Origin of the sequence: Chitinophaga filiformis (genome assembly GCF_900102545.1) — a bacterium.
Classification (GTDB): Bacteria; Bacteroidota; Bacteroidia; order Chitinophagales; family Chitinophagaceae; genus Chitinophaga; species Chitinophaga filiformis.
In genome coordinates this window covers 1355829-1368694 of record NZ_FNBN01000001.1, presented here as the reverse complement: position 1 = coordinate 1368694, position 12866 = coordinate 1355829, and the positions used below count along the sequence as shown (strand labels likewise).

Genomic DNA, 12866 nt, shown 5'->3' with positions numbered 1-12866 from the left:
GCGAAGTTAAATCATTGCGAAGAAATGTACGTACAACCAGGCAAATGGAGCCGCCAGTAAGAGGGAATCGAAGCGGTCCATAAACCCTCCGTGACCCGGCATGATACTGCCAGAATCTTTCACACCCGCCATACGCTTGAGTTTTGACTCGATGAGATCGCCCGCGGTGCCAAAAATGGCAGCGATAGCAGCCAGCGCCAGCCAATGCTGCAGGGCCAGGTATTCCCTTCCCCAGAAATAGCCATATACCCCTGCTGCAGCAACTGCCAGGATCATACCTCCCACGGTGCCTTCTATGGTCTTTTTCGGTGAAATGGCGGGGGCAAAGGGGGTGCGCCCTATCAGAGAGCCCACTATATAGGCCATCGTATCGTTGATCCAGATAAAGGCAATCAGCAGTAAAGGAATTAACCAGCCGGGACCGGTACCTGTGGCAGTATCAGTGAAGCGGATCGTGTCATAATTCAGGCAGAGGTGCACCAGCAGTCCCAGTGAAAGGGTGATATAGGCCAGTCCCAGTGCAGAATAGCCCATATTTTTCAGGGAGAAGTCCTTGCTGAGCAGGATCTCTCCTATAGGCATGATCAGCAGGAATATGATGGTTAGCCACCAGCCGAGGAATCCCAGAGAGAGGTTGGCAGAGGAGGAAAAATGCTCCCCTGTAAAAGCCATGATCAGGGCGCAGCTGGCAACCAGCAGTCCGGTTTTATGCCATCCGGAAATATTATTGTAATCCGGATCAATATGGCGGATGAGCTTAAAATACTCCTGCAGCGCAAAAAAATTGATCAGGAAAAAGAGCAGAAAGAACGTAAAAGGGCTATAGAGGATCCCGCCAAGCATCACGGCTACAAAGACGAGCGCTGTTGCTGTACGGGTAAAGAAAGTTTTCATGCTGAATTGGCGATTGTTTTACAATAATTGTGTTAAAGCGGAAACGGCTGGTAATATCAGATCTGGCCTCCGTTGGCTTCAGCCAGCAATTGCCGGGCCTCTGCTTCCTGGGAGTTGTGTACAAACAGCTCTACCATGCCTGGCAGGGCACTCAGGTATGACGAGTCCTGCCTGTTAATAATTACCGCGTTGATCCCATTCTCTTCCAGCATCCCCCGGATAATCTCCGCACGGAACAATTGATTGGTATAATAAATTTTCACCCAGTCTTTTTCCATAATAATCTGTTTGTTAGGGCTAAAGTACGATTACTTCCCGATTGATTCAATATTGTCATTAAAGTCGTCCCGGTGATTATGTTCCCGTTCTCCGGGCATAGTTCGTTTATCAAACAGCCAGATAGCTCCGATGGTCAATGCCAGACTCAATGCAGCGATGTACCATTCTGTTGGTGTGGAGGTCATAGGGTCTGTTTCTATCATTTTCACCTGGTAAAGATATACCATCACAACCTGCAGGCCATTATTCAGGAAATGGCCCAATATAGACAGCCATAGATTGCCACTCAGGTAATAAATAGCGCCTAGGAGGAAGCCCAGCAAAAGGCGGGGAATGAAGTCCATCCACTGCATATGAATGGCGCTGAAGCAGGCGGCTGCGATGAATACGCACAACCAGGGCATCTGCGGTATCATTTTGATGAGCAGGCGCTGTACAATTCCCCTGAAGAAGAATTCTTCTGCTATAGCCGGAATGATGGCGATCATAAACAAATTGATGAGCAGGCTGGATATGTCGGGCATGATCAGCAGCGCCCGGGTCAGTATTTCCGCTTGCTCCTCTACCTTCCTGAGTTCTGGTGAGAAAGGCCAGGTGTGGTTCCAATCGCCGGTATAGCTCACAAAGGGAATGGCCACCAGCATAATCAAAAAAGCTAATATAATGGGCAGGAAACGCGGTTTCCGGTCTATTCTCATCCAGTTTGCAGGGCGGGTATCTACCAGAAAGGCGAAAAATACTGCCGGCAGTAAAAAAACTACCAAAGTGTATAGAATTTGCGTTAATTTCAGATAGCCGAGAACTTTAGGGGATATAGGCTCCGGAGCCGCTTTGGCACTATATAGTTCACTTTGGAGAGTCAACAATGAGTAACCGCTTATAGCCGGAAATATAAAAGCGAGGAAGAACACGTATAAGACTGTAAATATCAGAAATAAGCCTACAAATGCTGCGAACTGTAATGATGGCGGATATTGCTTCAAACGGCCTGTCATAGATTAATTTTGCGTAAATTTACAGTGCGAAATCGAGTTGACAATTGGTTTCCGGATTTCCCCGGAAGAAGGAGGTCAGCCTACAAATGAGAAAATGGTAAAGATTGGAAATATAACATTAGGCAATTTTCCGCTATTGCTTGCTCCAATGGAGGATGTTAGTGACCCGCCTTTTCGTGCGGTGTGTAAAGAAAAAGGTGCGGACCTGATGTATACAGAGTTCATTTCTTCGGAGGGACTTATACGTGATGCCATTAAGAGCCGGCAGAAGCTGGATATATTTGATTATGAGCGCCCTGTGGGCATTCAGATATTCGGTGGCGACGAGGAACCAATGGCAATGGCCGCCCAGATTGTGGAGGCCACAAACCCTGATCTGCTGGACATCAACTACGGCTGTCCGGTGAAGAAGGTGGTTTGTAAAGGCGCAGGTTCCGGTATTCTGAAAGATATTCCCAAAATGGTGAAGCTGACAGCCGCGGTAGTAAAAGCGACCCGTTTGCCGGTAACCGTAAAAACGAGATTGGGTTGGGACGATGATACAAAAAACATTGAAGAAGTGGCGGAGCGCCTGCAGGATGTTGGTATCCAGGCACTAACCATCCACGGTCGTACCCGCACACAGATGTATAAAGGAAATGCCGACTGGACATTGATCGGAAAGGTCAAAAACAATCCACGAATTCATATCCCTATATTCGGTAACGGGGACATATGTACCCCCGAGCAGGCTATTGCAGCCCGCCAGAAATACGGAGTAGATGGGATCATGATCGGACGTGCCGCTATCGGATATCCGTGGATCTTCAATGAAATAAAACATTTTATGCAAACGGGTGAACATTTGCCTCCACCATCTGTTTTGGAACGTGTAGAAGTATGTAAAAAACACCTGAGGCATTCCGTACAGTGGAAAGGAGATGTGGTGGGAATACTTGAAATGAGACGACACTATACCAATTACCTGAAAGGGTTACCTCATATCAAAGAATTCAGGCAGCAATTAGTAACTTGCAGTACATTGGCAGCTGTAGAAGAAGTGTTAGATACAATAGCAGTACATTACAAAGATCATATAATTGAGCGGACATCTCCCCTTACTGACCAAAGCCTACTGCCAGCAAAGAATGAAGTAGAAGATTGTAACGTTTACGGATAAACCCCAGGTTCAACTATTAAATTTCTTTCACATGGCCACGATTAAAAATCTGAAAAATGAAGTCTGGAAAGACTTGCAGATTAAAAATAAATCTGCCCTGCGTAAAAAGTATGCAGTATCTAACATGGGAAGAGTGATCAGCTATTACGAAGATATTTCAGACGGGAAATTGTTGTCCGGCTCCACGGTAGAGGGCTATACAGTATTGAATGTAAAGCCTGCGGATAGTTACCAATCCCTTTACCTTCACCGGGAAGTCGCAAAGTTGTTTAATAAGAAGCCGGGACGTACCTATAAGTACGTTATCCACATGGATTACGATAAAAAAAATAACAAGGCCACCAATCTGCAGTGGGCTACTAAAGAAGAGATGGAAGCTCATCAGCAGTTCAGTCCCGCTAAGTTAGCCTACAAGGAAAAACAGCGGAACCGTGTAAAGGGGCTTAAGCTGAACATTACCAAAGTAAAGAGTATTAAACGCCTGCTGGCAAAGCCCGGCAGAAAAACAATGAAGCAGATCGCTGAGCAATTTGATATCAGCGAAATGCAACTCTACCGCATTAAGAGCGGTGAAAACTGGAGCCATGTAACACTGGATTAAAGCCTGGCTTTCCAGGAATGATCATATGATGTTGTCTGACATACAAGCCATCTGTTTCATGACAGATGGCTTTTTTTATGAACATTTCGTGATAGTGTTCAATAGGTCGGTATAATGCCTGCTGGCCCTCAATACAGGCTCATGGCCCATGATGATTACCTGGTGCCTGGCGCGGGAAAGCGTTACCAGCAGCTTCCTGTCCACTTCTACCCTGCTGTCTTCCCAGTGAAATGCCCCCAGGTTCTGTAACTGCCCCAACTGAACGGGGTGATACACCGCCAGCGATACGATAATGATATCATTCTCTGCCCCCTGAAACCGTTCTGCCGTATCGATATTGATAGCCTGCAGCTCATCATCATTTCCTATCAGTTCCCTGATGAGGCTTATCTGTGTACGCCAGGGCGTTACGACTCCTACCGTCTCACTGCTGAAACGATGGCCGTACCGCTGCCGGAGATGACGCAACAGGGATACTACCTGCTGGGCTTCTGTACGGTGCATTTTGGATGTAGGCTCATGCGGACTGGGTATAAAGACAGTACGTCCTCTGGAAAGTACATGAGACCAGTTATCAGTATCTGTATGTTCTTCTGGACTATAAGGAAGTGATTGTAATGGATTACCTGCCGAGAGCTGGCCTGCGTAATAGTGGTTGATGAGAGACGCGATATCATTGTGCATCCTGAAATGCGTATTCAGCATGCCCCATGCATGGCGCCACTGCATCGTCTTACAACGCTGGATCAGTCGTTCGAAGAGCGTACAGCGGAGGTCTGTAATATCCTGCGCAATCAATAAAGGCTGCGTCGTCTGGCAGAACTGGTCAGCCTGCGCCACTACGGGAGGCAACTGATTCTGGTCCCCTATCAAAATAAATTTCCTGAAAGGCATCAGCAATCCTAATAACTGGGGTTCTGTGAGCTGAGATGCTTCATCTGCAATCAGCGTATCCATCTTTACACCCAGTAGCTGTAAAAGGTGGAGGCGTGTGGCCATAGTAGCTACCGTACCCACGAATACGCGCTGGTTCATGATGAACTTTCCGGCGCCCTCAATATCTCCGTTCAGACAAAACTGACGCAGCCGGTGCTCCGTAGCCGAGCGGCGACTGCCCATACGAAGATGAGGGATACCTTTATCCTCCAGTTTCCGGCAGATCTCTTCTACCGCACGGTTGGTGAAAGCAACGATCACCGTCTGGCTATCGGTACTTACCAGGGAAGAGACCAATGCTGTCAACAGTGCAGAGGTTTTGCCTGTACCCGGAGGACCCTGTATGAGGTAATAATCCTTTGCCTCCAGGGCAGCCTGCAAAATAGCCTGCTGGTTGCTGTTATACATCTGTGGACAGGGTATGTTCAGTGGCGCGGAGAGTGGTGCCCGCTGTCCCAGCAATAATTCCATCCGCTGAGCAAACCGGGGTTCCAGTACATGAAACAGGGATGTTGCCGCTACCCAGTAATTGGATTCATAGATATCATGTTCTATGACCCATAACTGCTGTTGCCCGAAAAAGTCGTGCGTGATCTGCCGGTTGTTCAATGAAAAGGTAAGGCTGTCCTTCCCCAGGGCATCTATCCTACCCTTCAGTACCTGGTGCCGCAGCGGAAATAAGCCCTCCGGAGACCGGGGGTAAATGATGGCAGTATCGCCAATACGGAAATTATGATTGACCGGAATATGAATATTGAAAACAACCGTACTGCTTTCCGCATCGAAATGCCGGAACTGCAATCCGGGAATGATATTAAAACGCTCCAGCTTTTCGGCTTCAGACAATAGCCAGAGGGCGGCAAAGCCTTCTGAGTCATCTTCCCGCTCGGGCGCCGAATACATACCGCATTTTGCCAGCAGGTATTCCCGTAGCAGGAATGACAGGAACTGCTGATAGTAAGTACGCAATAAAGGAGACGCTGTGGTATATACCGTTTCGAATGCAGTAAAGTGTACAGCACTGAAGGAAGGGAGACCCTCCGCAGCTTCTGTGGTGATCTGGTCAAGGATGTCGTATTCCCCCGCAGCCAACCGTAGTAGCTGAGAGACGACTTCATTACGCAAAGCCAGCAGTTCATTTTCTGCAGGCCGGTTACTGCTTACATTCCGGAGCGGGGTATCATTGGCGGCTGAGTACAAGATAGCAGAACTGCCACAGCGCTCATCACCAAAAGCTGATTGCAGCAACAGATTATACCCTACCACCTGCATCTCATGGTTCTTCCAGGCTCCATAGTCCGGAGAACGGCCGCTTTTTAACTCAAAGATTTCCTTGCGTAGCGGGTCCTTATCATCTTCCGCCAGGATATCCAGTCGCCCCTGTAATCCATATAAGGCAGAGAAAAACGTAGGCTCTATTCTGACAGGACGGTTATGTAGTTCTGCCGCTGACTGCAACAGATTAGGCCAGTGTTTCGTACGAATGTCGGTAAACATGTTGTTGAGTTCTACCCGGCCGTAGGCAGCCGCCTGCAATACATTTTCTGCTACTGCTTCTACAAAGGACTGTCGCAGGTCCATTTCGGGGTTGCGCAGTACATTGTCCAGCAGGGCGTTTACCACGTTCCCTTTGAATGCCGCCACACCGGGTGTTTGCGGTACCAGCTTTTTTACCAGGTAAAGGAGTTTACCTGCTCCCTGCCTGCCGAAGCATTCTGCTAGGTCACTGATGTCTATCAGGAGATCTGGTTCAAGAATGATCCGGGTGGTATTGACTGCTTCGTATAAACCTGGCGCCTCCGTTTTACTGCAGTGCAGTATGTGCACGGTGTCATAAGCACGTAACTGGGTATGCAAAAGTGTAGTATGCGGCTGTACACTTTCAGAGATCATTAACTGAAATGTTCCCAGATCGTCATTGCGGCAGTCCAGCATGAAATACGGCGCCTGATCAGGTCTTTTCTGTAAAGGACCAATCGCGGTAACGAGGCATTTCAGTTGTGGTACCAACGCTGCTGAAAGCTGAGTCGTATAAGCCAGGGTACTTCCCTGTACGGGAAGACAAAGTTGCGTGAGTATTTCCGGAACAGGCACTTCACAGAAGTGCTGTATGGTATTCGCCATGGTCTGTATGCAGACGAGCGATAATTCGGTATCTGCAGTCAGTGTTCCAATAACGGCTTTGTGTGTATGAATGCGCAGCGCAGTGAGTTGCTCCTGTAAAGTGGCAGGAACGGGATATTTATCGAAGAAGAATTGCATACGGGCAAACAGGTTGCCGAAACTGCGGGTTTCTTCTTTTGTAAGATAGCGGAAAAGCTGTTCCAGCAAGTGCCGGAGCTGTCGCAGCGTTTCTGTCGGAGATATCCTGTTGGCTGCTTCCTGCAGACGCATATAAAAAGCCTGGCCGCTAAGATGGTGTGTTGGTGCATTGAGCTTATTCACTGACATATTCAACAAGCAGGTCAACAATCATTAGAAATTGTAAACGATGAAGTAATCAGCAATATAAGTAAAAAGCCTAAGCAGCTTTACGATGTGACTTGTCTTTTCGTTTTTCTTTTCTGAACAGCCATGGCGCTTCAGGTTTGGAGAGTGACCACAAACCTATTTTCTGTCTTTTGGCAGTTGCCTGCGCTGCTGCCAGTGGTGCGCTTTTCGAATATTCAGTGTAATGCCATGCATATCCGTCAGAGATCATTCTGCCATTGATATACTGGCCATCTGTATTGTATGCATCCCCTATCCAGCGTTGATATTGATCTTTGCGCAGCAGTTCTACCGTGATCGTTTTATTAAAGCACATATCTGCCAGGGCCTGTTTACTTCTCTGGTAGAAATCCTGTCCTTTTTCAGGCGCATCGATAGCGCTTAAGCGGACTTTGTAAGTAGTTTTATTGACCAGCAGTTCAAATGTATCTCCATCTATCACGCGGACCACTTTTCCTTTCACTTTCTTTGGCGGCTTGGCCGCATTGGTTATTTGAGTAAACAGGCATAGGATAAGACATGAGACCACACAATAAAATACTTTCGTCATTGCACGCTGGATTTAGGGATGCGAAGTAACAAATTTTTGTTCTACCTTCCGAAGGATTTAAAGTAATAAGTGAACATGTCTAACAAGAAAATAGCCATCATCGGAGGTGGTAATCTGGGAAAAGCGATAGCACAGGGGCTGTTAAAGAGCGGGTTTTCAACGCCTGCAGACCTGACTGTGACCAAACGTCATCTTGCTTCATTAAGCGATTTACAATCATTAGGAGTACAAACAATTTCTGATAATGAAGCGGCAATACGGGGTGCTGAGGTCATTGTAGTGGCATTGAAACCGTATAATGTCAGAGAAGTATTGTCGCAGGTAAAAGCTGCTTTCGATCCTTCCCGTCATATGCTGATCAGTGTAATAACGGGGGTTTCTATCAACGACCTGGAAGATATAGCAGGTGCCGGTATGCCGGTAGTACGTGCTATGCCCAATACAGCTATTGCTATACAGGAGTCCATGACCTGTATCTGCCATAAAAATGTGTCTCAACAGCAGGAGGCCTATGTAACAGAGATGTTCAATCAGCTGGGCGTGGCGGTAAGCATCGACGAAAAACTGATGGAAGCAGCCACCGTACTGGGCGCCTGTGGTATTGCCTATGCATTACGCTTCATCAGGGCCAGCATACAGGGCGGTATTGAGATCGGCTTTGATGCCCGTACAGCAAATCTCATCGCAGCGCAGACAGTAAAAGGCGCTGCGCAACTGCTGATCAAGGAAAATCGTCATCCGGAAGAGGAAATAGACAAGGTGACCACTCCTAAAGGCTGTACTATTGCCGGCCTTAACGAGATGGAACATCAGGGGTTCAGCTCCTCATTGATAAAGGGGATTACTGTTTCATACAATAAGATAGCCAAGGATTAACGTCAGACAACTTCCTGTTTGGGATAATCAAAGAAAAGGAAGGACTTCCTGGCTCTGTCAAAGTCTTTCCACGATTGAATATTTGCCTGGACAGCAAATACACCTGAGGTGGGAATATTATCAATCCTGATTTCCTGGGTTACATAATTGGCAAAGTCCGTAATACCTGGATTGTGCGCAAACAGGGCTACTGTATCTATGTCGTCGTCAATCTTCGTGATCACTTTCAGAAAGGTAGAGGCATAACACAGGTACAGTTCCTCCTCCAGCAGGATAGCGTCTTTGTCATAGTGCCACTCTTTCGCCATGAGCCGCGCCGTACTTTTGGTACGTTTTGCAGGACTGGCAATAAGCAGCTCTGGCATAATACCCCGGCTTGAGAGACGATGGGCCATTTCCGGGGCGTTCTGTTTGCCGCGTTTATTGAGAGGCCTGTCAAAATCGTCTACGTCGGGGTCATTCCAGCTTGATTTGGCATGACGGATAAGTAATAATGTTTTCATAACAACAATGTTATTATGTAGCAACAAGAGATTGCTGTTCCGGTTTGAGTTAGTTCTTATTTAATACTAACTAATTTACGGATTTTACTGAAAGTAAGTGTTATACAGGAGGCTCTGCGGGGCAGGGAACAGCGGATTTAAAGGAAATTTAATAATAGACATCTCCATAAAAAAAGGGCCCGTTTTACACGAGCCCTTTTATATTTTTAGTATCCTCTTTCGTTTTTACCTTCCATGTAGTTCATAAATGCTTTATTCACTACACGGTTACCGCCTGGCGTCGGGAAGTTGCCGGTAAAGTACCAGTCTCCCAGGTTGTTCGGACAAGCCTGGTGCAGACTTTCGATGGACTGGTAGATCACATCCACTTTAGCATTGATATCAGAAGGAGTAATGATCTCGGCGATCTTCGCTGAGATTTCAGCTGTTGTGAACGGCTTATAAATGTTTCTGACAACGTTCTGTGCATGCAGGGTATTGGTGCGTTGCAGTTCCATGCAGAGGCCGTAGGCTTCCTGCAGGATGTGTTCCTTGCCGTGATCTTTTAACAGCTCGATAGCTGCCTTAAAGGCTACAAAATCCCCTATTTTACTCATGTCGATACCATAGCAGTCCGGATAGCGGATCTGCGGCGCAGACGATACCACGATGATACGTTTTGGTCCCAGACGGTCCAGCATCCTGATGATGCTTTCACGAAGCGTGGTACCACGCACAATGGAGTCATCTATTACCACCAGAGTATCTATACCCGGGCGTACGGTACCATAAGTGATATCGTAAACGTGCTGTACCATCTCATTACGGCTGGTGTCTGCGGTAATGAAGGTGCGCATTTTCACGTCCTTGATGGCTATTTTATCTATACGGATACGGCGGTTCACCATTTCCGTCAGTTTCTCTTCGTCAAAGTCTTTACCCCATGACAGGATACGTTCTACTTTTATCTTATTCAGATAATCTTCCAGTCCTTTAAGCATACCATAAAAGGCAATTTCAGCTGTATTGGGAATGAAAGAGAAGATGGTATTACGCAGGTCATTGTCTATGCTTTTCAGCACAGTTTCAGACAGGTGGTATCCTAAAGCGGTACGCTCTTTATAGATCTTTTCGTCATTTCCGCGGGAGAAATAGATACGCTCGAAGCTGCAGGCGCGGCGCTCTTTTGGTGCGAGGATCTGCTCTACGCTGTATTCCCCGTTTTCCTTAACGATCAGGGCATTACCCGGCATGAGCTCCAGTACTTCATTCTCTCCTACATTGAACGCTGTGCGGATAGCGGCACGTTCAGATGCAGCAACAATGACATCCTCATTAATATAATAGTAAGATGGACGGATACCGTGGGCGTCGCGCATAACGAATGCGTCTCCGCTACCGATCAGTCCACACACGTGATAACCTCCGTCAAACATGGAAAATGCCTGCTGGAGGATATTTTTCACATCCAGCCCGTTGCGTCTTTCTTCGTCTTCCTTACTGAGGAAGTGGTGCAATACTTCCAGCATAGCAGCAAGGTCGCTGTTGCGGTGTGTTTCTCCCGGTTCCACGTTTACAAACTTGAACAGTTCATCTACGTTCACCAGGTTAAAGTTACCGGCAAGGGCGAGGTTGCGTGCAGGAATGGTATTGTGACGTACAAAAGGGTGGCAGAGTTCTACGTTATTCTTGCCCTGGGTGGCGTAGCGGAGATGACCCATCATCAGCTCTCCGAGAAAACGTATGTGGCCTTTCATGAGGCCAGGGTACTTGGTGATTTCCGGCTGGTATTTTTCTATTTCGTCTATTTCGTCTCTGACCTTGGCAAAGATATCTCCGATGGCTTGCGGTGCGCTGCTTCGCAGGCGATGCATGAATGGTACTCCCGGTTCTGTGTTCAACTTTACTGTGGCTATACCTGCTCCGTCCTGTCCGCGGTTATGTTGTTTCTCCATGAGGAGGTACAACTTGTTGAGGCCGTAGAAAACTGATCCGTATTTCTGTTGGTAATATGAGAACGGCTTTCTAAGTCTGATAAACGCTAGTCCGCATTCATGTTTTATGGCATCACTCATCCCTATTAGAATTGAAGGCGCAAAGTTACGGGTAAAAAGCGGAACCCCCAACGCTCAATGATAAATGCAGGGTAGTCCCTGAAACAACAATCCCCGGTATATTTATACCGGGGATTGCTATTGTATTATATGTGTTATTGTTTTGCTATACTTCCCATCCATTGGGCGATGTGGTTACACTGTTTGAACTCGTCTTCCACATGGATGTAGTATGTTGGTATCTTCTCCCTTAGCCATTTATCGCGGGCCTCCTGTTGTTTCAGCTGGAGGGTGCGCTGCTGGATACGGGCATAATCGTCTGTCATATTTTCCCGGTGAGGGTTGGTACGTGTTTTCAGATAGATAATACGTACACCACTGCGGCCACCTGGCTGATCATCCACATAAGGCATTGGTCTGGAAATGCCTCCTGGTTTCAGGGTGTCCAGCAGCAGCACGATATCTCTTTCTGAAGGCTGATCCAGCTGGTCGATAGTGATCAGGGTGCTACCGTTCATTCTGTTCTGCAGCATACCGCCGTCAAATTTAGCCATCGGAAGATCGCTGTACTTTACAACGGCTTCACCAAATGTCATTTTTCCATCCAGAATGAGGAGACGGATACTATCCAGTTTTTTGGTTGCCTCTGACAGATCGTTACGGGTCACATTCGGTTTCAGCAGGATGTGCTGTACGGTGATGTTGTCGCCCTGGCGTTTGATACACTGGATCAGGTGGTAACCGAACTGACTTTTTATTGGAGAGGAGATCTCGTTTTCTTTCAGACGGAAGGATGCCGCCAGGAAGTCCGGGTCCCATTGTTTGTCATTACGGTTCAGGATGTATACCCCTTTATTTTCCTTGGCACCTGGATCTTCTGAGTAAAGTATTGCCAGACGTCCGAAGTCGCTGGTTTTATCCTGCACCTGTTTCTTGAATTCCAGCAGGCGGTCTATTGCATACTGGTCCATTTCCTTGGTAGCTTTGGGCAGTATTACGATCTGACCGATTTCCAGTTCAGATTCGTAGAACTGGAGACTGTCTTTAGGAATAGCGTCGAAATATTTCTTTACTTCGGAGGGAGTCACCTTTACTGAACCCGTGATTTTGTCCTGCATCGCCTTTGCCAGCAGCCCTTCTTTAATAGGCTGGCGGAAGCGCTCACGCAGCTGGTAAATGGAATATCCTGTTACCTCTTTCATTTTCTCACGGCTGCCATAGAGGTCTTCGAAGTAACGGATACGGTTGTCAATCTGGCCGTCCACATCCTGTTCGCTTACGGGCAAGCTATCTCTTTCTGCCTGCATCACCATTACCTTCTGGGCAATGATCTGTTCCATTATCATACAGGGGGCATTGGGTGGTATGGTACCATCTGGCGTGGAACGCTGCAGATTGACCATCTCGCCTTCAATGTCTGATCTGAGAATGATTTTATCCCCCACGATAGCTGCAATTTTATCAGCTACCATTTTCTGCTGGGCTACGGCTACCTGACAAAAGAGTAAAGTACCCGCAGAAAGTGCAAAAATTTTATTCATGTTAACGAG

Annotated in this window: 11 protein-coding genes; 3 read left to right on the top strand and 8 right to left on the bottom strand. The window is 47.3% G+C overall.

What is annotated here, in order from left to right:
• Positions 1-6: 6 nt before the first annotated feature.
• The 3 genes from BLR32_RS05630 to BLR32_RS05620 are packed head-to-tail and all read right to left on the bottom strand — an operon-like array spanning position 7 to position 1937.
• Positions 7-894: a phosphatidate cytidylyltransferase gene (locus BLR32_RS05630; protein WP_089829368.1), complete on the bottom strand. Its 888-nt coding sequence runs from the start codon at positions 892-894 to the stop codon at positions 7-9.
• A gap of 56 nt (positions 895-950) precedes the next feature.
• Positions 951-1172 carry a putative signal transducing protein gene (locus tag BLR32_RS05625; RefSeq protein WP_089829366.1) on the bottom strand — a complete coding sequence of 74 codons (222 nt, stop codon included), beginning with the start codon at positions 1170-1172 and terminating at the stop codon, positions 951-953.
• Positions 1173-1202: 30 nt separating this feature from the next.
• Positions 1203-1937: a CPBP family intramembrane glutamic endopeptidase gene (locus BLR32_RS05620; RefSeq protein WP_176842174.1), complete on the bottom strand. Its 735-nt coding sequence runs from the start codon at positions 1935-1937 to the stop codon at positions 1203-1205.
• Between the two features lie 325 nt (positions 1938-2262).
• Between BLR32_RS05620 and dusB the strand changes: the two genes are divergently transcribed.
• Together dusB and BLR32_RS05610 are read left to right on the top strand one after the other, a co-directional pair.
• Complete coding sequence (dusB, locus tag BLR32_RS05615; RefSeq protein WP_089829960.1) at positions 2263-3327, top strand: tRNA dihydrouridine synthase DusB; 1065 nt, start codon at positions 2263-2265, stop codon at positions 3325-3327.
• Positions 3328-3358: 31 nt separating this feature from the next.
• Positions 3359-3928: a helix-turn-helix domain-containing protein gene (locus BLR32_RS05610; RefSeq protein ID WP_089829362.1), complete on the top strand. Its 570-nt coding sequence runs from the start codon at positions 3359-3361 to the stop codon at positions 3926-3928.
• A gap of 75 nt (positions 3929-4003) precedes the next feature.
• On the opposite strand, the gene BLR32_RS05605 is transcribed toward BLR32_RS05610, so the two are convergent.
• Together BLR32_RS05605 and BLR32_RS05600 are read right to left on the bottom strand one after the other, a co-directional pair.
• Positions 4004-7315, bottom strand: coding sequence for a DEAD/DEAH box helicase (locus BLR32_RS05605; RefSeq protein ID WP_089829361.1), 3312 nt, complete (start codon positions 7313-7315; stop codon positions 4004-4006).
• 70 nt (positions 7316-7385) lie between these two features.
• Positions 7386-7904, bottom strand: coding sequence for a thermonuclease family protein (locus BLR32_RS05600; RefSeq protein ID WP_089829359.1), 519 nt, complete (start codon positions 7902-7904; stop codon positions 7386-7388).
• A gap of 75 nt (positions 7905-7979) precedes the next feature.
• On the opposite strand from BLR32_RS05600, the gene proC reads away from it, so the two are divergent.
• Positions 7980-8780: a pyrroline-5-carboxylate reductase gene (proC, locus tag BLR32_RS05595; RefSeq protein ID WP_089829357.1), complete on the top strand. Its 801-nt coding sequence runs from the start codon at positions 7980-7982 to the stop codon at positions 8778-8780.
• Positions 8781-8782: 2 nt separating this feature from the next.
• On the opposite strand, the gene BLR32_RS05590 is transcribed toward proC, so the two are convergent.
• From BLR32_RS05590 to BLR32_RS05580, 3 genes are all read right to left on the bottom strand, one after another.
• On the bottom strand, positions 8783-9283 hold the full coding sequence (locus BLR32_RS05590) for a SixA phosphatase family protein (RefSeq protein WP_089829355.1): 501 nt from the start codon (positions 9281-9283) through the stop codon (positions 8783-8785).
• Positions 9284-9489: 206 nt separating this feature from the next.
• Entirely contained in the window at positions 9490-11217 is a 1728-nt protein-coding gene (locus tag BLR32_RS05585; RefSeq protein ID WP_245705364.1) for an amidophosphoribosyltransferase, read from the bottom strand.
• Positions 11218-11471: 254 nt separating this feature from the next.
• Positions 11472-12857 carry a peptidylprolyl isomerase gene (locus BLR32_RS05580; protein ID WP_089829351.1) on the bottom strand — a complete coding sequence of 462 codons (1386 nt, stop codon included), beginning with the start codon at positions 12855-12857 and terminating at the stop codon, positions 11472-11474.
• Between the last annotated feature and the right edge of the window lie 9 nt (positions 12858-12866).

Excerpts from the sequence above, each read along its gene's own strand:
- BLR32_RS05630 (WP_089829368.1), bottom strand. The coding sequence starts at position 894 with ATGAAAACTTTCTTTACCCGTACAGCAACAGCGCTCGTCTTTGTAGCC.
- BLR32_RS05625 (WP_089829366.1), bottom strand. The coding sequence starts at position 1,172 with ATGGAAAAAGACTGGGTGAAAATTTATTATACCAATCAATTGTTCCGT.
- dusB (WP_089829960.1), top strand. The coding sequence starts at position 2,263 with ATGGTAAAGATTGGAAATATAACATTAGGCAATTTTCCGCTATTGCTT.
- BLR32_RS05610 (WP_089829362.1), top strand. The coding sequence starts at position 3,359 with ATGGCCACGATTAAAAATCTGAAAAATGAAGTCTGGAAAGACTTGCAG.
- BLR32_RS05605 (WP_089829361.1), bottom strand. The coding sequence starts at position 7,315 with ATGTCAGTGAATAAGCTCAATGCACCAACACACCATCTTAGCGGCCAG.
- BLR32_RS05600 (WP_089829359.1), bottom strand. The coding sequence starts at position 7,904 with ATGACGAAAGTATTTTATTGTGTGGTCTCATGTCTTATCCTATGCCTG.
- proC (WP_089829357.1), top strand. The coding sequence starts at position 7,980 with ATGTCTAACAAGAAAATAGCCATCATCGGAGGTGGTAATCTGGGAAAA.
- BLR32_RS05590 (WP_089829355.1), bottom strand. The coding sequence starts at position 9,283 with ATGAAAACATTATTACTTATCCGTCATGCCAAATCAAGCTGGAATGAC.
- BLR32_RS05585 (WP_245705364.1), bottom strand. The coding sequence starts at position 11,217 with ATGGAGAAACAACATAACCGCGGACAGGACGGAGCAGGTATAGCCACA.
- BLR32_RS05580 (WP_089829351.1), bottom strand. The coding sequence starts at position 12,857 with ATGAATAAAATTTTTGCACTTTCTGCGGGTACTTTACTCTTTTGTCAG.